This is a genomic window from Serratia sp. CY32780 (assembly GCF_052169135.1).
Classification (GTDB): domain Bacteria; phylum Pseudomonadota; class Gammaproteobacteria; order Enterobacterales; family Enterobacteriaceae; genus Serratia; species Serratia sarumanii.
This window is the reverse complement of the sequence record NZ_JBJNLI010000001.1, coordinates 2,134,235-2,153,703: the sequence shown is the minus strand read 5'-3', so window position 1 is coordinate 2,153,703 and position 19,469 is coordinate 2,134,235. Positions and strand designations below refer to the sequence as shown.

At 57.8% G+C, this 19,469-nt stretch carries 20 protein-coding genes; 10 read left to right on the top strand and 10 right to left on the bottom strand.

All coding sequences use genetic code 11. The features are described 5' to 3' along the window. Positions 1-16 precede the first annotated feature (16 nt). From fliI to fliF, 4 genes are read right to left on the bottom strand one after another with little or no spacing between them, the layout of a single operon-like run. Positions 17-1,378 carry a flagellar protein export ATPase FliI gene (fliI, locus tag ACJ8HH_RS10430; protein WP_033634977.1) on the bottom strand — a complete coding sequence of 454 codons (1,362 nt, stop codon included), beginning with the start codon at positions 1,376-1,378 and terminating at the stop codon, positions 17-19. Continuing rightward, positions 1,378-2,082, bottom strand: coding sequence for a flagellar assembly protein FliH (fliH, locus tag ACJ8HH_RS10425; RefSeq protein ID WP_033647766.1), 705 nt, complete (start codon positions 2,080-2,082; stop codon positions 1,378-1,380). The genes fliI and fliH overlap by 1 nt, the downstream gene beginning before the upstream one ends. After that, positions 2,075-3,067 (bottom strand): flagellar motor switch protein FliG, encoded by a 993-nt coding sequence (fliG, locus tag ACJ8HH_RS10420; RefSeq protein WP_033634975.1) that lies wholly within the window; start codon positions 3,065-3,067, stop codon positions 2,075-2,077. The genes fliH and fliG overlap by 8 nt, the downstream gene beginning before the upstream one ends. Continuing rightward, on the bottom strand, positions 3,064-4,770 hold the full coding sequence (gene fliF / locus ACJ8HH_RS10415) for a flagellar basal-body MS-ring/collar protein FliF (protein WP_049194673.1): 1,707 nt from the start codon (positions 4,768-4,770) through the stop codon (positions 3,064-3,066). Before fliF ends, fliG begins: the two co-directional genes overlap by 4 nt. A gap of 314 nt (positions 4,771-5,084) precedes the next feature. On the opposite strand from fliF, the gene fliE reads away from it, so the two are divergent. Together fliE and ACJ8HH_RS10405 are read left to right on the top strand one after the other, a co-directional pair. Further along, positions 5,085-5,399 (top strand): flagellar hook-basal body complex protein FliE, encoded by a 315-nt coding sequence (gene fliE, locus ACJ8HH_RS10410; protein ID WP_033638515.1) that lies wholly within the window; start codon positions 5,085-5,087, stop codon positions 5,397-5,399. Between the two features lie 80 nt (positions 5,400-5,479). Next, positions 5,480-5,680 (top strand): hypothetical protein, encoded by a 201-nt coding sequence (locus ACJ8HH_RS10405; RefSeq protein ID WP_033647764.1) that lies wholly within the window; start codon positions 5,480-5,482, stop codon positions 5,678-5,680. Between the two features lie 181 nt (positions 5,681-5,861). Here the strand turns inward: ACJ8HH_RS10405 and ACJ8HH_RS10400 are convergent, their stop codons facing one another. Continuing rightward, on the bottom strand, positions 5,862-6,461 hold the full coding sequence (locus ACJ8HH_RS10400) for an FMN-dependent NADH-azoreductase (RefSeq protein WP_048321726.1): 600 nt from the start codon (positions 6,459-6,461) through the stop codon (positions 5,862-5,864). Between the two features lie 128 nt (positions 6,462-6,589). Here ACJ8HH_RS10400 and ACJ8HH_RS10395 point away from each other — a divergent pair, with 128 nt between their 5' ends. Further along, positions 6,590-7,507 carry a LysR family transcriptional regulator gene (locus ACJ8HH_RS10395; protein ID WP_043147613.1) on the top strand — a complete coding sequence of 306 codons (918 nt, stop codon included), beginning with the start codon at positions 6,590-6,592 and terminating at the stop codon, positions 7,505-7,507. Between the two features lie 42 nt (positions 7,508-7,549). Here the strand turns inward: ACJ8HH_RS10395 and ACJ8HH_RS10390 are convergent, their stop codons facing one another. From ACJ8HH_RS10390 to fliD, 5 genes are all read right to left on the bottom strand, one after another. Next, positions 7,550-8,845 (bottom strand): hypothetical protein, encoded by a 1,296-nt coding sequence (locus ACJ8HH_RS10390; RefSeq protein WP_060387914.1) that lies wholly within the window; start codon positions 8,843-8,845, stop codon positions 7,550-7,552. A gap of 706 nt (positions 8,846-9,551) precedes the next feature. Continuing rightward, positions 9,552-10,400 (bottom strand): helix-turn-helix transcriptional regulator, encoded by an 849-nt coding sequence (locus ACJ8HH_RS10385; RefSeq protein WP_043147612.1) that lies wholly within the window; start codon positions 10,398-10,400, stop codon positions 9,552-9,554. Between the two features lie 308 nt (positions 10,401-10,708). After that, entirely contained in the window at positions 10,709-11,077 is a 369-nt protein-coding gene (gene fliT, locus ACJ8HH_RS10380) for a flagella biosynthesis regulatory protein FliT (protein WP_004934765.1), read from the bottom strand. Continuing rightward, on the bottom strand, positions 11,077-11,487 hold the full coding sequence (gene fliS, locus ACJ8HH_RS10375) for a flagellar export chaperone FliS (protein ID WP_033634970.1): 411 nt from the start codon (positions 11,485-11,487) through the stop codon (positions 11,077-11,079). The genes fliT and fliS overlap by 1 nt, the downstream gene beginning before the upstream one ends. Before the next feature lie 33 nt (positions 11,488-11,520). Beyond that, positions 11,521-12,936, bottom strand: coding sequence for a flagellar filament capping protein FliD (gene fliD / locus ACJ8HH_RS10370; RefSeq protein WP_033647758.1), 1,416 nt, complete (start codon positions 12,934-12,936; stop codon positions 11,521-11,523). A gap of 281 nt (positions 12,937-13,217) precedes the next feature. On the opposite strand from fliD, the gene ACJ8HH_RS10365 reads away from it, so the two are divergent. The 7 genes from ACJ8HH_RS10365 (at position 13,218) to tcyN (ending at position 19,379) form a co-directional block, all read left to right on the top strand. Continuing rightward, positions 13,218-14,459, top strand: a complete 1,242-nt coding sequence (locus ACJ8HH_RS10365) for a flagellin FliC (RefSeq protein ID WP_043147611.1) — start codon at positions 13,218-13,220, stop codon at positions 14,457-14,459. 182 nt (positions 14,460-14,641) lie between these two features. Next, on the top strand, positions 14,642-15,364 hold the full coding sequence (locus ACJ8HH_RS10360; RefSeq protein WP_043147610.1) for an RNA polymerase sigma factor FliA: 723 nt from the start codon (positions 14,642-14,644) through the stop codon (positions 15,362-15,364). A gap of 55 nt (positions 15,365-15,419) precedes the next feature. Beyond that, a complete protein-coding gene (fliZ, locus tag ACJ8HH_RS10355) occupies positions 15,420-15,929 on the top strand; it encodes a flagella biosynthesis regulatory protein FliZ (RefSeq protein ID WP_033647756.1) in 510 nt (169 codons plus the stop codon). Positions 15,930-16,052: 123 nt separating this feature from the next. Further along, positions 16,053-17,045, top strand: a complete 993-nt coding sequence (locus ACJ8HH_RS10350) for a D-cysteine desulfhydrase (RefSeq protein ID WP_442520228.1) — start codon at positions 16,053-16,055, stop codon at positions 17,043-17,045. A 115-nt stretch (positions 17,046-17,160) separates the two neighbouring features. Continuing rightward, positions 17,161-17,961, top strand: coding sequence for a cystine ABC transporter substrate-binding protein (gene tcyJ, locus ACJ8HH_RS10345; RefSeq protein ID WP_033653651.1), 801 nt, complete (start codon positions 17,161-17,163; stop codon positions 17,959-17,961). Then, on the top strand, positions 17,961-18,623 hold the full coding sequence (gene tcyL / locus ACJ8HH_RS10340; protein WP_033634963.1) for a cystine ABC transporter permease: 663 nt from the start codon (positions 17,961-17,963) through the stop codon (positions 18,621-18,623). Before tcyJ ends, tcyL begins: the two co-directional genes overlap by 1 nt. Positions 18,624-18,626: 3 nt before the next feature. Beyond that, positions 18,627-19,379 carry an L-cystine ABC transporter ATP-binding protein TcyN gene (gene tcyN, locus ACJ8HH_RS10335; RefSeq protein WP_039565546.1) on the top strand — a complete coding sequence of 251 codons (753 nt, stop codon included), beginning with the start codon at positions 18,627-18,629 and terminating at the stop codon, positions 19,377-19,379. Positions 19,380-19,469: the final 90 nt, after the last annotated feature.

Genomic DNA, 19,469 nt, shown 5'->3' with positions numbered 1-19,469 from the left:
TGCGCCTCTGGTGACGTTAAACAATCAACTGCTGCAGCTGTTGACAGGCTTCATCATAGCCGCTGCGTTCAAAGATGCCCTGTTGCAGGTAGGCTTCCATCTGCGGATACAGCGTCATCGCTTTGTCCAGCAACGGATCGCTGCCCGCCGCGTAGGCGCCGACGCTGATCAGATCGCGGTTGCGCTGATAGCTGGCCAGCATCTGTTTGAAGGTGCGCACCCGGCGGTAATGCTCTTCGTCGATCAGCGACGTCATGGCGCGGCTGATTGACGCTTCGATGTCGATCGCCGGGTAGTGGCCGGCTTCCGCCAGGCGCCGGGACAGCACCACGTGACCATCGAGGATGGCGCGCGCCGAGTCGGCGATCGGGTCTTGCTGATCGTCCCCTTCGGTCAACACGGTGTAGAAGGCGGTGATGGAACCGCCGCCGCTGATGCCGTTGCCCGCGCGTTCCACCAGCGCAGGCAGCTTGGCGAAGACCGAAGGCGGGTAGCCTTTGGTCGCCGGCGGCTCGCCGATGGCCAGAGCGATCTCACGCTGCGCCATGGCGTAGCGGGTGAGGGAGTCCATGATCAGCAACACATGCTGCCCGCGATCGCGGAAATCTTCGGCGATGCGGGTGGCGTAGGCCGCCCCCTGCATGCGCAGCAGCGGCGAGACGTCCGCCGGCGCGGCGATCACCACCGAGCGCGCCCGGCCTTCGGCGCCGAGAATGTTCTCGATAAAGTCTTTGACCTCGCGGCCACGTTCGCCGATCAGGCCAACGACGATCACATCCGCCTGGGTATAACGGGCCATCATGCCGAGCAGCACGCTCTTGCCGACGCCGGAGCCGGCGAACAGGCCCATGCGCTGGCCGCGGCCGACGGTCAGCAGGCCGTTGATGGTGCGCACCCCCACGTCCAGCACCTGCTCGATCGGCGTGCGCTGCAAGGGGTTGAACGGCGCGGTGATCAGCGGCGCGCGGTAACCGGTTTCCGGTGAAGGCAGGCCGTCGAGCGGTTTGGCGCTGCCGTCCAGCACCCGCCCCAACAGGGCCGGGCCGAGCGGCAGCTGTTTGCCGGCGCTTTGGCCTTCCGGCGCGATGCGGGCGTAAACCCGCGCGCCCGGCACGATGCCTTCCACCTCTTCCAGCGGCATCAGGAACAGCCGCTGGCCGTTGAAGCCGACCACTTCGCTTTCCACTTCTTGCACCTCACCGGCGTCGTGCCGTTCGATGAGGCAGGTCGCGCCGAGCGGCAGCTGCAGGCCGGTGGCTTCCAACACCAATCCGGTGGCGCGGGTCAGGCGACCGTAGCGGCGCACCATCGGCGCGCGCGCGATGCGTTTTTCCAGCGTATCCAGAGAGCTCAGCCAGCGGCCGAGACGCGCGGTCATCAGACTTCTCCCGGTGCCGCCAGGCGGCACAATTCATGCCAGCGCGTCGCCAGGCTGGCGTCGAGATCGCCTTCCTCGGCGCTGACCTTGCAGCCGCCCGGGTGCAGCTCGCCGTCCGCCAGCAGGCGCCAGCCGTGCAGGCTGAGGGTGACCCCCAACTGCTGCTCGACGCGCGAGTAGTCGTCTGGGTGTACCCGCAGCTGCGGCTTGCCGTTGAACATCGGTTCCTGCTGGATCAGCTGTTGGATCTGCGCCAGCAGGGCGGTGCCGTCGCACACCGGCGGCTGGCCCAGCACCTGCTTGGCGGCGGTCAGCGCCAGCTGCATCAGCCGCGAAGCGATCACGCTGTCGAGCGCGTCCAGCGTGTGCTGGAATTCGGTGACCAGCTGCTGCCAGTGGGCGGTCAGCGGCTGTTGCTGCTGTTGCGCTTCCAGCAGCCCTTGCTGGCGGCCTTCCTCCAGTCCGGACTGAAAACCGGCCTCATAGCCTTTTTGCTGGCCGTCGGCATAGCCCAACTGCTGGCCCTGTTGCTCCGCCTGCAGGCGCAGCGTCGCCAACTGCTGCTGCAATTCGGCCTGTGCGTCCGGTGACGGATCGTCAAGTTCGAGATCCGGCAACTGCGGCAGTTCGATCGCCGGTTTCTGTTCGCCCAGATCGTTGAGCGACCAGGGCTGCCAGGGCAGGGTGTTAATGCGATCAGACATAGGTGTCCTCGCCGCCGCCGATGATCATTTCGCCGCTTTCCGCCAGGCGTCTCACCACCAGCAGGATGGCTTTCTGCTCGTTCTCCACCTGCGACATGCGCACCGGCCCACGGTTGGCCAGATCGTCGCGCAGGATGTCGGCGGCGCGTTGCGACATGTTCTTGAGGAACTTCTCGCGCAGCGGCTGCTCGGCGCCTTTCAAGGCGATCAGCAGCGACTCGCCTTCCACTTCCTGCAGCAGGCGTTGGATACTGCGATCGTCGACTTCCACCAGGTTTTCGAACAGGAACATCTCGTCGATGATCTTCTGCGCCAGCTCGCCGTCGTATTCGCGCATCGCGTCGATGACCGCTTCTTCCTGCTGGGTTTTCATCAGGTTGATGATCTCGGCGGCGGTGCGCACCCCGCCCATTTTGCTGCGTTTGAGGTTCTGGCCGTCGAGCAGGTTGTTCAGCACTTCGGTCAGCTCCGCCAGCGCCGCCGGCTGCACGCCGCCGAAGGTGGCGATACGCAGCATGACGTCGTTGCGCAGGCGTTCGTCGAACAGGGCCAGGATATCCGCCGCCTGGCCGCGTTTGAGGTGCACCAGGATAGTGGCGATGATCTGCGGGTGTTCGTCGCGGATCAGATCGGCGGCGCTCTGCGGCTCCATAAAGTTGAGCGTTTCCATGCCGGTGGTGGTCTCGCGCGATTCGAGAATGTCTTCCAGCAGGCTGGCGGCGCGCTCTTCGCCCAGCGCCTTGACCAGCACCGAACGCAGGTAGTCGCTGGCGTTGACGCTCAGCGCCGCGTATTGCTCGGCGTCGTCTTCGAACTCGGTCAGTATTTCGCCGAGCTGTTTGTGTGAAACCTGGCTCATGCCGGCCATGGTGCCGCTCAGCAGCTGTACTTCGCGCGAGGAGAGGTGTTTGAACACCTCCGCCGCGCGATCTTCACCCAGCGTCATCAGCAGGATGGCGCTTTTGTCGGTTCCGGTCAGGCTCATATCTCGTTACTCATCCATTGGCGGATTACCAGAGCGACCACGCGTGGGTCTTTGTCAGCCAGATCGCGGATCCGCTGGCTCTGGACTTCTGCGCTGACGCGCTGCTGCGATTTACGACGCTGCGCCAGCTCCTCGTTGCTCGGTTTGCTGCTGTCGACCGCTTTGGCGGCAGGGGCGTTGGCGGCGGCGACGGCGGCCTGTTGCGCCGCCTGGCGCTGTTGCAGCTGCGGCCGCACCAGTTTGCGCCACAGCAGCCAGGCCACCAGCAGCACCAGCAGATAGCGGCCCGCGTCGATCAGGCGATCGATAAACGACTGGCTTTGCCAGAACGGCAGTTCGCCACCGGTCACCTGAGTGTCGGTAAACGGCGTGTTGACCACGTTCAGGGTGTCGCCACGGCTGCTGGAGTAGCCCATCGCTTCACGCACCAGCGCTTCGATCTGCGCCAGCTGCTCTTTGCTCATCGGCTGCGGTTTGCCGTCTTTATCGGTGCCCAGATAGTTGACCACCACGGCGACCGACAGACGCTGCACGGTGCCGGCTTTTTGCTGGGTGTGACGAATGGTGCGGTCGAGCTCGTAGTTGGTGGTCGCGTCGCGACGGGTATTTTGCGGCACGCCGTTGGCCGCCGCGCTGCGGGTGGTCGCGGCATTTTGCGCGGTCGCGTTGGCATTGGCATTGTTGCCTGCTGCGGTGGCCGGCTTGGCGGTCTCAATCGGCGCGGTGGCCGGCGCGCTCGGCTGATTGGACAGCGCGCCCGGCACGCCGCCCACCTGTGGCCCGCCGATCTGCTCGCTCAGGCTGGTTTGCTGAGAGCGGATAGCGGCTTTGTCCGGCTGCTGGTTCGGCTGGTACTGTTCATCGGTTTGTTCGCGAGTGGCGAAGTCGATCTGTGCCGTGACCTGCGCACGCACGTTGGCGCTGCCGACCACCGGGGCGAGGATCGCTTCGATGCGGCGCTGGAAGCCGTTTTCCACTTCGTTGGCGTATTTCAGCTGCGAGGCGTTGAGATCGCGCCCGGTGCCGTCGGACTGCGTCAGCAGGCGCCCGGCCTGATCGACCACGGTCACGTTGCCCGGCGGCAGGCCGGCGACGCTGCTCGACACCATATAAACGATGGCGTTGATCTGGCCGTCGTCCAGCGCACGGCCGGGTTGCAGGGTCAGCGTCACCGACGCGGAAGGGGATTTCTGTTCGCGCACGAACAGCGAAGGTTTAGGCAGCGCTAGGTGAACGCGGGCGTTTTGCACCGGCCCCAGCGATTCGATAGTGCGCGACAGCTCGCCCTCAAGGGCGCGCTGATAGTTGATCTGTTCGCTGAATTGGCTGATGCCGAATTTTTCCTGATCCAGCAGTTCGAAGCCGACGGCGCCGCCCTTCGGCAGCCCTTGCTGCGCGAGGCGCAGGCGGGTTTCATGCACCTTTTCCGCCGGGATCAGCAGCGCTGCGCCATTCTCGGCGAAGCGGTAAGGGATATTCATCTGCGTCAGCTGGGTGACGATGGCGCCACCGTCGCGGTCGTTCAGATTGCTGTACAGCACGCGGTAGTCAGGGCTTTTCACCCACAACAGCAGCGCGACAACGATGGCGATCGCGGCGGAGGCGGCGACCAGCAACGGAATTTTCGGGTTGGCGCGCAGACGATTCCAGATGGCCTGCAGGCCGTTGTCGCGGCTTTCGCCGGCGGTTATCGAAGCACTCATTTTAGGTCTCGTCCTTCAATGGCGCTCACGATCCCGTATGGGCCGCTGAGCAGCTCCCTGCCAGGCTGATGAACGGTATGGTTAGCGTTGTGTGACAAAACAGACTCCCTGATACACATATCTTCTAAATAGCGGCGCTCCCATTTCTGGGCAGGCCATTATTCGCCTTATCAGACGATTCCGATTGCCCGATAAGCCGGGTTTTTTGCAGTTAATTAGCCGCTTTAGGTCTGAAAACGCTGTGCTAGGGTGTGCATCATTGGAGAAGTGCAGGGTGAAACGTCACCCGGCGTGACGAGATGATTGAGGACCAGATGGCGATTCAGGGCATTGAAGGGGTGCTGCAGCAGATGCAGACCATGGCGGTTCAGGCCGGCAAGATGGGGCAGAATACGGCGCCGCAGGGCGTCAGCTTCGCCAGCGAACTGACTGCGGCGCTCGGCAAGATCAGCGAGACCCAGCAAACGGCGCGCAAGCAGGCGCAGGATTTCGAACTGGGCGTGCCGGGCATCAGCCTGAATGATGTGATGGTCGATCTGCAGAAATCATCGGTCTCGCTGCAGCTGGGCGTGCAGGTGCGCAACAAGCTGGTCGCGGCCTACCAGGACATCATGAATATGCCGGTGTGATGAACGTGCCGGTCATTTTGCAGTGACATTGGGGCCGGCGCTGTTACCCTATAGCGACGGTTAATTATCAGGATAGGATGATGTGCAAATCGCTGTATCTTGCTGTGGGCATCATGGCGCTGTCTGGATGCGCCGGGCAAAACGATGACTATTCATCGGCCCATAAAAACGCGGCTCATCAGGAAGCAGGCAAGGAATGGAAAGCGTTTGTTGCGCCGCTGTCCGTCAAAACGCAGTCGCCCGGCGAGCGAGAAATGAAACGCGCTGCCCGCCACGATTGAACCCGCGGCTCCGGTAGCATTTCATTATCGCAGGCAAAAAAAAACCAGCTATCGGAATAGCTGGCTCAAAGTGCGATAAAACTTTATGTGATGTAGGAGCGTCGACACCTCATCGAGGTGGCGTCGACGTGGTCATCATATTTGTTATGTTATAACAAATCAATGCTACCGTGCGTTTGCTTCAGCCCACCAAGGCCACGATCCGCTGGTGGGCATTCGCCAGCCCCTGAGTGAGGCCGTGCGGTTTCATATCCAGCCCTTCGGCATAGATAAACTGCACCTCGCCGATCCCCATCAGCCCCAGTACCGAGCGCAGGTAGGGCGTCACGGCGTCGGTCGGCTGGCCGGCGTGTACGCCGCCGCGTGAACTGAACACCACTGCATTGACGCCTTCCACCAGCCCGACCGGGTAGGCGGCGGTATAGTTGAACGTCAGCCGGGCGCGGGCCACCAGATCGAACCAGTTTTTCAGCTGGGTCGGGACGTTGAGGTTGTACATCGGCGCGCCGATCAGCAGCAGATCGCTCCCTTTCAGTTCGGCGATCAACCGATCGGAAAGCGCCACCGCCGCTTTGGCGCGTGGGCTGATGTTATCTGCGCCGCGCAGCGCACTGAACAGCTCGCCGTCCAATACCGGCAGATCCAACGCCGTCAGATCGTGTTCGACGATCTGATCTTCATATCCTTTGGCCCGACGCTCCGCCAGATAGCGGTCAATCAGGTTGCTGGTCTGCGAGTCGTTTCCCATAATGCTGGATTTGAGCACCAGTATTTTTTTCATGCTGTTGTCCTCAGACGGTAATTGGCGGTTTCACCGGGCATTCCGGAATGACTGCAGGTTATCATTGCTCTATCTTCACCAGTGGTGATAGGATTTCACTTCATTGATTCCAATTTGGAAGCATTCAGATGAAAAGCGATCTCAGCGCGCTGCCGGCCTTTGTCGCCGTGGCGGAAGGCGGCAGCTTCGCCGCCGCCGCAGAAAAACTGCATCTGACACGCTCCGCGGTCAGCAAAATCGTGTCGCGGCTCGAGGCGCGGCTTGGCGTGATGTTGTTTATGCGCACCACCCGCAGCCTGAGCCTGACGGATGAAGGGGCGCTGTACTATGAGCACTGTCGGCAGGCGTTGGCGAACGTTCAGGCGGCGGAAAACCAGCTGGACAGCGGCAAGATGCAGGTCAGCGGCCGGCTTAGGATCTCGATGCCGGTGTTGTTCGGCCATCTGTGCATTGCGCCCTTGATGACGGCGCTGGCGAATGAGCATCCGTTACTGTCGTTGGAAATTTCGTTCAGCGACCGCAGGATCGATCTGATCGACGAGGGGTTCGATCTGGCGGTTCGCATCGGCGAACTGGCGGACAGCGGCAGTCTGGTTGCCCGACGCCTGGGCGAACACGGCATGCTGCTGTGCGCTTCGCCCGACTACGTGCAGCGCTGCGGCGCACCGAATTCGGTGGAGGCGTTAAGCCGGCATCAGGCGGTGGGGTATCTGCACGCCGGCGCCGTGTTGCCCTGGCAGCTTCGCGGTGAAAACGGCGAGCTGCGGCCGTTCAGGCCACCGGCCAAGATGATGATGGATGACATGCAGGGGATCGTCGATGCCGTTTCCGCCGGCGCCGGTATTGCCTGGCTGCCGGAGTGGCTGGTACGCGATCGGCTGATGGCCGGGACGCTGGTGGAGATCATGCGCGGTGAGTCCAGCCTCAGTTTTCCGGTGAATGCAGTGTGGCCCTATATGCCTTACCAACCGCTCAAAGTGCGGCTGGCGGTGGACAAACTGGTGGCGGAGCTGCCGGGCAGGCTGACGCGGCTCGCGTCGGCCTGAGGGTGTATGTGGTGGCAACGGTCCAAGGGACGCTTGCCGATGTCAGAGCGTGCGCTGTTGCGTTGATCGTGGCAGTGACGGTTGTGTTTTCCCTGTCAACAGGCAACTGAAAATAAGAACCCAAATGAACCCGTAAGAGTAATCAGGGTTGGCGGCGCAGGAGCCCAAAAATGCGGAGAAAAGCATAAATTTAAGCATGGAATTGGCTTCGCTGCCGGCGACGTTATATTGCGAACGAATAAGCTTGGATACGATAAAACCGACTAACAGTATCGTCCCCAATATTCCGAAGTTAGCAAGTAGGGACAGAGGCAGAGAAGATATTCTTGCGCTACCGATACCGACGCCCAAGCCAAAGGTATTATACATAATTTCAAGGGCATTGTAGTTGGAGGCGGAACGCACGAGGTGAGAGATCGTTTGCGCTTTTTTGTCCGCGTAATCGGTTATTTTATCTAGGAAAAAGATAAATGTGAGCTTTGATGCGATGACCAAAGACAGAGAAAATAGAGCTTTCTGTATCAGGCTAAAACGCGGACTGAAAATGAATGTGCCGCACAGCGACGTAAGCAGGGTAAAATAGCCTGATGTAGAGCCGTTTTTAACCAAGAGCAGCATCATCAATAGGGCCACTAACTTCAGTCGCAACCCTTTGGCAACCAAAAGAGGCACGATCGTTGCGCCGATAAAGATACCGGCGAATGACGGTTCACCGAAGGTACCGCTCAGTCTGGATTCAAAAATGGCATTGGCGTTATGCATGCTGTTATACATCAAAATCTGAATCGCATTCGCCAGCGGCCTGGCAAGGAGCCAAATCAGACAGTAAGCGGAGAAAACCAACGTCGTAAAAATGATGGTTTTCAGAGCGTATTCAGGCGTGATTTCACGCCGCTTGACGTAAATGACATACAGCGTTATCAGGTTCAGCGTGATTAGAATCAGTTGCTTGATGTTGTTATTGCCCCACACAAGCGAGATACCTTTTTTGGCGTAGTTATTTTCAAAGCTATAAGCCGGTGAATAAACTCTTATCCCTTCAAATAGATGGGTAAACGCATAGGTGAAGAACCAAAAAAGAATAATTATCACCAGAGATTGCAGAAATACCCGGTGTTTTAAGTTAAAGACAGGCGTGCTGTTTTTCGAAGTAAAAACAAACCGGGTTATTAAAACTAGCTCGATAAAGTAGAATATGGGTAGGCTATTACTCCCTGTATTGATAATAGCGCTTGACTGAAAGATGGACGCGATAATCAACAGGGCGAAAATGGTTCTGTGGTGTAGGAAAAAAGTGGCGAAAGCAAGAGCTAGCCAAACAAAACTTAATATATTCACATTATATTCCCTAAGTTACTTATCCTATATGGCATCGCCTGGCTTCAGATTAAAGTAGTTATAAAAGCCAGCGCATTTCCGCGCGCTATCATACAATAAGAAAATGGGACGGTCTAGCTGCAAGTGTCGTAGATTCATGGGGTTATAGAATGAGGCTGCAAGTATATTTCATTCTTATAATTAATGAGCTAACTAAGTCGCGCGGATTTTGCGTTTGATATAGTGACGGTTGGCCCTCGGGATTTGCTATAACAGCAGGAAGCAGGCCACCGGTGCAATTAATTTAGCAATAAAATAAGTAAATAAAATTAATCATAAATCACCGAGGAGCAACGACCATTGCAATGCGTAATAAAGCAGCAACAAGAGACAGCAGGCAAGCACCAGCTTTTCACCAGCTTGCTTAAGCTTGGCTTTAACGTTGTTCCTTTGCCGCATTTTTACGTTCTCGCTTTAGACAGTCAGATAGAAAAGCAGTATAGCAAGCAAGTTTTAGGTGTCGGTCAAAATAGGAAAATACTTAATGCTTTGGTGAGGAACTGAGCAGTGGGTTGTGCGGGATAATTAGCCAGCGGCAGGAAGAGAGCAACCAGGAAAAGGCGCCAGCGGTCGCTGGCGGATACGTCAAGATAAGTTGCTCGGTACGCTCACATCCTTGAGATGCCATCGTCTATCTGAGCTAAATTGCAGTGTTTTCCGCCATTGATTAGCTGGAACCGTAATGCTGTTCAAAGGCCGGCTCCATAATCCTTTGGTGACCGCGAATGGCGGTCGGGGCGAAACCGAAGCGTTTGCGAAAACGTTCGGCGAAACGTGACGCGCTTTCATAGCCGACATGTTGCGCGATGGCGGAAATCGGCCAGTCGGTCGACTGCAGCAGGGCCAGTGCGCTACTCATGCGCACGTCGATCATCAGGTTGCGCAACGCGGTATTTTCCATCGACAGTTTGCGGCGCAGCATCACTTCACTCATCGACAGGCTTTCCGCCACTTTGGCCGCCGTCCAAATGCTGTGCGGATCGGTTGCCAGGCAGCGACGCACACGTTGGGTGAGGTCTTTGGCTTCGTTGTGGATGAAGCGAATGCCGAACTGGGCCAGCCACAGCAGAATTTCCAGCATTTTGTGCCGCACGATGATGGTGGGAAACCGCTGCCGGAGCGCCAGCGCCAGGCTGGTGGTCTCGAAACTGTGCTTCAGGGCGCAGGGCAGGCTGCGCAGCGCCAGGACGGCATCAAACGGCATCGGCGCCGGCGCGTCCTCGGCCGGAGGCTGAACGGTGAGCAGCAGTGGGTCGCAGGTCAGCAACTGGCAACTGAAAACGCCTTCTTCGGATGGGCCGTTAATAATATCCACCGTTTGCCCCCCGTCGATTATCAACAGCTCGCCGGCATGAGCCACCACCTCGCGTTGTTGCCAGCGTACGCGCTTATGGCCCTGTTGTATCAGATACAGATGTGGTTGCTCAAAATAGACTGAAGGGAATAATAATTCAGTATGCTGAATGATGTGCGCTGAGGCGCCAATTCCTGGACAGAGATTAATTGTACGTTCCATCGATATTCATTTCGCAGCCATTATCTGAGAATATCTTTACGCTTTGATCCGCGTTGGAGCAACATTTTTCCATGGGCCGTGAAACACAGCGGCGTGTTTTATCTATCAAAAATCAATTTCCTGCTGAACAGAAAACGTCCGTGTCGGGATAATGTTTATCCATTAAAGTGAGAGCCAGGCTCGAAGCGCGCATTTTACCAATTACCCATAAACTGAATAATTCAAATGCCATAGATTAATATCCTAACGTAACCCGAGAGTAATAGCGCATAGTGCTATTTAATCCATTTTCGTCAGTATTGTCGATCTTATCGGACCTGTGGCTCACCCAGCAACAGCGCACGGTCATGAAACTGGCCGTAGGTATTGTTGACCACGTTCTGGCGCGTGGACTGTTCGATCAGCATTTTCAGCTCATCCATGCGCTGCTGTAACAGACGTTTGAGCTCGGTTTCGTTGTCGAGGATCTGTTGCAGCTTATTGCGCAGCATCTCCTGCAACGCCATGGAAGGGCCGGCTTGCCCGGTAAAGGCGGCGGTTTTTTCCACCGCCGTTACGTAAGCGAATTCGAGCTCGACGAGCTCCTCCCAGCGCCCGGTTTGCGCCAGCGCGATCATCTGGCTGCTCAGGCTGTAAATTTGTTGATAAGCGGCTAACAGCTGCTGTTGACGTTCCATTACACGGCGTCCTGCGAAGGTTGGTAGTTGGGGCCGATCTGGCGCCAGGCATCGGCGATGTTTTCCAGCAGTTTGACCACTTCGGCGATCGCCGCTTCGTCGTTGTTCAGGTTGGCCTGCATCAGGCGCCGCTTCATATAGTCGTACAACGCCGCCAGGTTTTCGGCGATTTCGCCGCCCTGTTGAGGGTCCAGGCCGCCTTTCAGGCCGTTGTCGATGATGTTGATGGCTTTGGACAGCGCCATGCCTTTGCCGGCGATATCGCCCTGGTTCATCAGGATGCGTGCGCGAAGCAGGGCGCTGAGCGCCCCGTCGAACAACATCACGATTAACTGGTGCGGGCTGGCGCTCATGGCGCCGCTTTCCAGACTGACCTGTGCATAGGCCTGAGTGCCGCTTCTGTTATACATGTTGTTTCTTTTACCTGTTACCTGGTTAAGGGATCACTTTGTCGAGAATTGCTGTTGTAAATAGTTACCCGTGCTGCTCAATTTGGACATCATGGTATCCAACTGAACGAACTGCTGCTTATAGCGGTCGATGGTGTTCTGAATGCTGGCCGTGACCGTGGTGATCTGAATGTTCAGGCGATCGAGGTTGGTGTTGATGCTCTTGGTCGAGTTCTCGATGATGCCGCCGGATTTGACGTAGTTCTGGATCTCGTTGTGGATTTCGGTGGCCATGCCGGTGTCTTTACCGTTGCCGGCGAAGAAGTTGGCAACCTGATCCGGTTTTTCGTCGATGGCTTTGTTCAGCTTGGTGCTGTCGATTTCCAGCTTACCGGTTTTGACGTTGGTGGTGATGCCGAGGTTGCCCAGGCCTTTCAACTCCGGGTTGTCCTGTGCCGAACTGAGGGCGCTCTTGATCGAGGACTGGATGCCGCGCAGGGTGTTGTCGCCCAGCAGAGCGCCGTTTTTGGCATTCTGCGCTTCACCGCTTTTAACCGGCGTGTATTTGGTCAGCGAATTGAAGGTGTCCAGCAGCGAGTTGTAGTTATCTACCCACTCTTTAATCTTGTCGGCGCTGCCGCTCTTGTCGATGCCGATCACCAGGTTTTGCGGTTCGCCGGGCTTGGTGGTGGTTTTCAAATCGAGCGTTACGCCCTGCAGAGCATCGGCGATCGAGTTGGTGCTGCGCTTGATTTTCGTGCCGTTGACGACGATTTCCGCATCCTGGCCGGGCACGGTTTGCTTCATCGCGGCGCTGCCATCTTTAGGCGGATTTTTAGGATCGTAGTTGAGGATGGCGCCGAGCTTGTCGTCGTTATTGACCTGCACCGAAATGGTGTTTTTTTCGCCTGGCGTGGTGGAGCTTAATGCCAGTTGATAGTCATTGTCGCCGACGCGCATGATGCTGGCGGTGACGCCGGATTTCGATTTATTGATGGCGTCGCGCATCTCGACCAGTGAGGTCTGATCGTCACCGAGCGGGATCTTGGTCTCTTTCGGCGGATTGCCTGCCGTAATAGAGATGGAACGATCGCTGCTGCCCGGCGTGCCCAGTTTGGCCTGCTGGTCGGCAATCGGCGTCTGAGTGGTCAGCGTTTGCGGCTGCGCGAGCTTCAACACCTCGATCGAGTAGTTGCCCGGCACCGATTTGTCGGTGGTGGTCACGGTAAACTGATCGTGCTTGGTGGCGGTAGTGTTGTTGAAGAACTCTGGCTTGGCCAGGTCTTTGCTCAGATTGTCAAACTTCTCCAGCGAGCTTTTCAGCGTACCGTAAGCGGTCAACTGGGCGTTATAGCTGGTCTGCTGGGTGGTGTACGGCGTCAGACGCTGTTGTTCCGCTTTGGTCAGCTTGTCCAGCAAACCGTTAAGGTCGAGTCCTGAGCCGATGCCTAATGAACTGATCGATGCCATTCGTGCTTCTCCTTGATAATGACTTTATTCGCTTTACGCGTTATCGGCCCAGCGGTGAAAAAGTTTACTGAAAAAAACAAAAAAACGATGGCGCAATAGAAGAGGGAAAAACCGCGTTATTTCTGCCATTGCCGGCGGCGCAAAAAATTTTAAAAAATTGCTAAAGGTTGTTAGGGGAGGGCCGATACCTGAGGGGACGGTGGTTGACGCCGTGGGCAAACAAGCCCGAACCTTTTAACTGTGTTGCGAAGAACGCAACTGACTCGTAAGGAAAGCAAACAATGGCACAAGTAATCAACACTAACAGCCTGTCGCTGATGGCGCAGAACAACCTGAACAAATCTCAGTCTTCTCTGGGCACTGCGATTGAGCGTCTGTCTTCCGGTCTGCGTATCAACAGCGCGAAAGACGATGCTGCGGGTCAGGCTATCTCCAACCGTTTCACTGCAAACATCAAAGGCCTGACTCAGGCTTCTCGCAACGCCAACGACGGTATCTCCCTGGCGCAGACCACTGAAGGCGCACTGAACGAAGTTAACGACAACCTGCAGAACATCCGTCGTCTGACCGTACAGTCTCAGAACGGTTCCAACTCTGCCAGCGACCTGCAGTCCATCCAGGACGAGATCTCTCAGCGTCTGTCTGAAATCAACCGCATCTCCGAGCAGACCGATTTCAACGGCGTGAAAGTGCTGAGCTCTGATCAGAAACTGACCATCCAGGTTGGCGCGAACGACGGCGAAACCATCGATATCGAACTGAAAGACATCAACGCTAAAACGCTGGGTCTGGAAAAGTTCAGCGTGGCTGATGGCATTGATACGACTAAAGTTGGTGCAAAAGCGACTAACGTACAAACAGGCAAAGATCTCACCATCACCAACACCACGAACAAACAAGCAAATGGTGCTGCGCCAGCCAGCTTCCTGAAGGACAATGCTACCGGTGATATCTATGCTGTTGGTACCGATGGTAAGAACTATAAAGCAACCATCGACAAAACCTCTGGTGACATCACTGCAATTGCTGCTGCTGAAACCACTGGTCTGACCGATACCAGCGCGACAACAACTGTGAAAGAAGAAGTTGCTGCAAGCGGCCCAGATGCGGCTAACCTGCACTCTTACGACAACGGTAAATCTTACGTGATCCAGGAAGGTACCGGTGCCAATGCCAAATATTTCAAGGCGAGCGTAGACGCTACCGGTAAAGTGACCAAGGGCGCTGAGCAGTCCACCGAGCCAAAAACTGCCGACCCGCTGGCGACCCTGGACAAAGCGCTGTCTCAGGTTGACTCCCTGCGTTCTTCCCTGGGTGCGGTACAGAACCGTTTCGATTCTGTTATCAACAACCTGAACAGCACCGTTAACAACCTGTCCGCTTCTCAGTCCCGTATTCAGGATGCCGACTACGCGACCGAAGTGTCCAACATGAGCCGCGCCAACATCCTGCAACAGGCTGGCACCTCTGTTCTGGCACAGGCTAACCAGTCTACTCAGAACGTTCTGTCCCTGCTGCGTTAATCGTCTCTCCCGATTAACTGTCGCAAAGAAACCCCGCCTCGGCGGGGTTTTTTTATGCTCGCGCACCGCACGGTTATTACATGGCGCAAATAAAGCCCGTTTTGTGCGACTGTTCAGCCGATTGGCATTCCGCCCCCTACGCATAATAGCGCTGACTCTCTTATCCGCAGGTTTAAGACATAGTGAGCGATCTGTATACCGCCGAAGGCGTGATGGACAAAAATTCTCTCTGGCTGCGCTACGTGCCGTTAGTGCGCCACGAGGCGTTGCGCCTGCAGGTCAGGCTGCCCGCCAGCGTGGAGCTTGACGACCTGCTGCAGGCCGGGGGAATCGGGCTACTGAACGCCGTTGAGCGTTATGACGCCCTACAGGGAACCGCCTTTACCACCTATGCGGTGCAGCGCATTCGCGGCGCGATGCTCGACGAGCTGCGCAGCCGTGACTGGGTGCCGCGCAGCGTGCGGCGCCATGCGCGCGAGGTCGCGCAGGTGATGCGGCTGCTGGAACAGCGTTACGGCCGCCCGGCGAGCGAGACGGAAGTGGCGCAGACGCTGAATATCTCGCTGGATGAGTACCGTCAAATTCTGTTGGACACCAATAACAGCCAGCTTTTCTCCTACGACGAATGGCGCGAGGAGCATGGCGAGAACGCGGAACCGATGCTGGAAGGGCATGAAGAGGCCAACCCGCTGCATCACCTGTTGGAAGGCAGCCTGCGCCAGCGAGTGATCGACGCCATCGAGGCGTTGCCGGAGCGCGAAAAAATGGTGCTGACGCTGTATTACCAAGAAGAGTTGAATCTCAAGGAGATCGGCGCCGTGCTGGACGTCGGGGAATCCCGCGTCAGCCAACTGCACAGTCAGGCGATCAAGCGCCTGCGCGCGCGGCTGGCGAACGATACCTGACGGCGGCCCGCCGCCCCTCAACTCGATGACTCATGCGACAATCGGACTGCCCCTTATGCCAGGAATACTGTTGAAGAAACGGCCGCTTAGCCGTTACCTGAAAGATTACAAGCACAGCCAGACGCATTGCTCCCAGTGCGGTAAGCTGTTGGACCGCATGGCGCTGGTGTTTCGCGGCAAAATCATCAATAAAGAAGCCATCGCGCGCATGGATCAGCCGATCGACGATGCGGTCTGGCAAAACGTGCAGCATGAGCTGACCGCACTGTGCCGCTTTTGCAGCGAGATTTCCTGCAACAGCCACCCGAGCTATTTCGACATCATGGCGTTCAAGCAATATCTGTTCGAACAGACCGAGATGAGCCACAGCACCATTCGCGAGTACGTGGTGCGGCTGCGCCGGCTGGATGAAATGCTGGTGGCGCGCAATTACCCGGCGGACAAATTCGCCAACTGTGCCAGCCATCAGCGCATCATTGACGATCTGCCTAGCGCGGCGCACAACAACTACCGCATTGCGCTGCGCAAATACGATCAGTATCTCGCCTGGCAGCGCAGCTACTGAGACTTTCCCCGGCCGCTGGCCGGGATCTGCGGCTCCCCCCGTGATAAAGGATGATTATTCAGTTCACATCTGCTAAATCTATCGGTTATCAGATGTCGATATTCGATTCCCTGGGGGGAAGTAGTGAACCTGCAACAACAACTGGCGCGATTTCCGCGTCTGGATCTGGTTGGCACCGCCACACCGCTCGAAAAACTGTCCCGTCTCTCCGATTACCTCGGCCGTGAAATTTACCTCAAACGTGACGATGTCACCCCTATGGCGATGGGCGGCAACAAGCTGAGAAAGCTGGAGTTTTTGGCCGCAGATGCGCTGCGTCAAGGCGCTGATACGCTGGTCACCGCCGGCGCCATTCAATCCAACCACGTGCGCCAGACGGCGGCGGTGGCGGCGAAACTGGGCCTGCACTGCGTCGCGCTGCTGGAAAATCCCATCGATACCCGTGCGGAAAACTACCTGACCAACGGCAACCGCCTGTTGCTCGGCCTGTTCAACGTCGAGGTGGTGATGTGCGAAGCGCTGCACGATCCGCAGCAGCAGTTGGCGGAACTGGCGACGCGCCTCGAGGCGCAGGGCTTCCGGCCTTACGTGGTGCCGGTGGGCGGCTCCAATGCCCTGGGCGCGTTGGGATATGTGCAGTGCGCATTGGAAATCGCCGAACAGAGCCAACGCAGCAACGTGGCGTTCAGTTCGGTGGTGGTGGCGTCCGGCAGCGCCGGCACCCATGCCGGGCTGGCGGTGGGGCTGCAACAGCTGCTGCCCGAAACCGAGTTGATCGGCGTGACGGTCTCGCGCACCGTGATCGATCAGCTGCCGAAGGTGGAGCAGATCCAGAAAGCCCTGGCCTGTTCGCTGAATATCGACGAACTGGCGCCGATCGCGCTGTGGGACGATTACTTCGCGCCGCAGTACGGCATGCCGAACGAAGAGGGCATGGCGGCGGTGCAGCTGCTGGCGCAGCAAGAAGGCGTGTTGCTGGATCCGGTATACACCGGCAAAGCGATGGCCGGTTTGATCGACGGCATCGCCCAGCGGCGTTTCCGCGACGAAGGGCCTATCCTGTTCGTCCACACCGGCGGTGCGCCGGCGCTGTTCGCCTACCATCCGCAGGTGTAAATACCGCTTGTTATTCCATTTTGAACTATATTTATAAGGTTATATTCCTTTATGCGGGCGGTCGCACTGTTAAAGTGCTGATATCAAAAAAGATAAATAACACACAGGGGTGTTTATGATGTTTGCGAAAGTTCGTCGTCAATGGCTGTTGGGCGTGGTGGGCGTCGCGTTGGCCGCCGGTTTGGCGACTCAAGCCTACGCCGCCGACAATCTGCTGCAGCAGGTGAAACAGCGCGGCACGCTGATCGTCGGTCTGGAAGGCACCTATCCGCCGTTCAGCTTCCAGGGTGAAGACGGCAAATTGACCGGTTTCGAAGTGGATTTCGCCAACGCGCTGGCGGAACATTTGGGCGTGAAGGCCAAGCTGAACCCGACCAAGTGGGACGGCATGCTGGCTTCGCTGGAATCAAAACGCATCGATGTGGTGATCAACCAGGTGACCATCTCTGATGAGCGCAAGAAGAAATATGATTTCTCCACCCCTTACACCGTTTCCGGTATTCAGGCGCTGGTGAAAAAAGGCAACGAAGGCACCATCACCAAGCCGGAAGACCTGAAGGGCAAGAAGGTCGGTGTTGGCCTGGGTACCAACTATGAGCAATGGCTGCGCGCGAACGTGCAGGGTGTGGACGTGCGTACCTACGACGACGACCCGACCAAGTATCAGGATTTGCGCGTCGGCCGCATCAACGCCATTCTGGTGGATCGCCTGGCGGCGCTGGATCTGGTGAAGAAAACCGGCGATACGCTGGCGGTAGCCGGCCCGGCGTTCTCCCGCCAGGAGTCCGGCGTGGCGCTGCGCAAGAACAACCCGGAGCTGCTGGCCGCGATTGACCAGGCGATCGCCGAGATGCAAAAAGATGGCACGCTGGCGAAGATCTCCGAGAAATGGTTTGGCGCGGACGTAACTAAATAATGCACGAAAGTATTCAACTGGCGCTGGATTCAGCGCCATTTTTATTAAAGGGCGCAATACTGACGCTTCAGCTTAGCCTGGGCGGTATGGCGTTCGGCCTGTTGCTTGGTTTTCTGCTGGCGCTGATGCGCCTTTCGCCGCTTTGGCCGCTGGCGTGGCTGTCGCGCATTTACGTGTCGCTGTTCCGCGGCACGCCGTTGATCGCCCAGCTGTTTATGATCTATTACGGTCTGCCGCAGTTCGGCATCGAGTTCGATCCTTTCCCGGCGGCGCTGATTGGCCTGTCGCTCAATACCGCCGCCTACACCTCGGAAACGCTGCGCGCGGCGATTTCGTCGATCGACAAAGGGCAGTGGGAAGCCGCCGCCAGCATCGGCATGACCCGTTGGCAAACCCTGCGCCGGGTGATCCTGCCGCAGGCGGCGCGCACCGCCTTGCCGCCGCTGGGCAACAGCTTCATCGGCCTGGTGAAAGACACCTCGCTGGCCGCCACCATTCAGGTGCCGGAGCTGTTCCGCCAGGCGCAGCTGATCACCTCGCGCACGCTGGAAGTGTTCACCATGTACCTGGCGGCATCGCTGATTTACTGGGTGATGGCGACCCTGCTTTCCGCACTGCAAAACCGCCTGGAAGCCCACGTTAATCGCCAGGATCAGGAGTAGCGCATGAGTGCCATTGAAGTTAAGCAATTGACCAAGCAGTTCAAGGGTCAGACGGTGCTGCATGGGATCGATCTGGCGGTGGACGCCGGTGAAGTGGTGGCGATCATCGGCCCTAGCGGCTCAGGGAAAACCACCTTGTTGCGCTGCATCAACCTGCTGGAGGAGCCGGATTCCGGCACCATTCGCGTCGGCGACATCCTGATCGACGGCAGCAAGCCGTTGAGCAAACAGAAAAATCAGGTGCGCGCGCTGCGTCAGCAGGTCGGTTTCGTGTTCCAGAGCTTCAACCTGTTCCCGCATCGTTCGGTGCTGGAAAACATCATCGAAGGGCCGGTGGTCGTCAAGGGCGAGGCGAAAGCCAGCGCGGAACAGCGCGCCCGCGCGTTGCTGGCCAAGGTGGGGCTGAGCGGCAAGGAGCATGCTTATCCGCGGCGGCTGTCCGGCGGGCAACAGCAGCGAGTGGCTATTGCGCGCGCGCTGGCGATGCAGCCGGAGGTGATTTTGTTCGATGAGCCGACGTCGGCGCTCGATCCCGAGCTGGTAGGGGAAGTGCTCAATACCATGCGCTCACTGGCGGAAGAGAAACGCACCATGGTGATCGTCACCCATGAGATGAGTTTCGCCCGCGACGTGGCCGACCGGGTTATCTTTATGGATCACGGCCGCATCGTCGAACAGGGCCCGGCCAAAGCGCTGTTCGCCAACCCGCAGCACCAGCGCACTCAGCAATTCCTCGACAAGTTCCGGAATCAATAAGGCGGCGGGGGAGCTTCCCCCGCCCGCATTTACTCCGCTTTCAACAATTCGTTTCGCGCTGCGGCTGCCGTATCCCGGATGTTGCCGAAC

Excerpts from the sequence above, each read along its gene's own strand:
- fliI (WP_033634977.1), bottom strand. The coding sequence starts at position 1,378 with ATGACCGCGCGTCTCGGCCGCTGGCTGAGCTCTCTGGATACGCTGGAA.
- fliH (WP_033647766.1), bottom strand. The coding sequence starts at position 2,082 with ATGTCTGATCGCATTAACACCCTGCCCTGGCAGCCCTGGTCGCTCAAC.
- fliG (WP_033634975.1), bottom strand. The coding sequence starts at position 3,067 with ATGAGCCTGACCGGAACCGACAAAAGCGCCATCCTGCTGATGACGCTG.
- fliF (WP_049194673.1), bottom strand. The coding sequence starts at position 4,770 with ATGAGTGCTTCGATAACCGCCGGCGAAAGCCGCGACAACGGCCTGCAG.
- fliE (WP_033638515.1), top strand. The coding sequence starts at position 5,085 with ATGGCGATTCAGGGCATTGAAGGGGTGCTGCAGCAGATGCAGACCATG.
- ACJ8HH_RS10405 (WP_033647764.1), top strand. The coding sequence starts at position 5,480 with ATGTGCAAATCGCTGTATCTTGCTGTGGGCATCATGGCGCTGTCTGGA.
- ACJ8HH_RS10400 (WP_048321726.1), bottom strand. The coding sequence starts at position 6,461 with ATGAAAAAAATACTGGTGCTCAAATCCAGCATTATGGGAAACGACTCG.
- ACJ8HH_RS10395 (WP_043147613.1), top strand. The coding sequence starts at position 6,590 with ATGAAAAGCGATCTCAGCGCGCTGCCGGCCTTTGTCGCCGTGGCGGAA.
- ACJ8HH_RS10385 (WP_043147612.1), bottom strand. The coding sequence starts at position 10,400 with ATGGAACGTACAATTAATCTCTGTCCAGGAATTGGCGCCTCAGCGCAC.
- fliT (WP_004934765.1), bottom strand. The coding sequence starts at position 11,077 with ATGGAACGTCAACAGCAGCTGTTAGCCGCTTATCAACAAATTTACAGC.
- fliS (WP_033634970.1), bottom strand. The coding sequence starts at position 11,487 with ATGTATAACAGAAGCGGCACTCAGGCCTATGCACAGGTCAGTCTGGAA.
- fliD (WP_033647758.1), bottom strand. The coding sequence starts at position 12,936 with ATGGCATCGATCAGTTCATTAGGCATCGGCTCAGGACTCGACCTTAAC.
- ACJ8HH_RS10365 (WP_043147611.1), top strand. The coding sequence starts at position 13,218 with ATGGCACAAGTAATCAACACTAACAGCCTGTCGCTGATGGCGCAGAAC.
- fliZ (WP_033647756.1), top strand. The coding sequence starts at position 15,420 with ATGCCAGGAATACTGTTGAAGAAACGGCCGCTTAGCCGTTACCTGAAA.
- tcyJ (WP_033653651.1), top strand. The coding sequence starts at position 17,161 with ATGATGTTTGCGAAAGTTCGTCGTCAATGGCTGTTGGGCGTGGTGGGC.
- tcyL (WP_033634963.1), top strand. The coding sequence starts at position 17,961 with ATGCACGAAAGTATTCAACTGGCGCTGGATTCAGCGCCATTTTTATTA.
- tcyN (WP_039565546.1), top strand. The coding sequence starts at position 18,627 with ATGAGTGCCATTGAAGTTAAGCAATTGACCAAGCAGTTCAAGGGTCAG.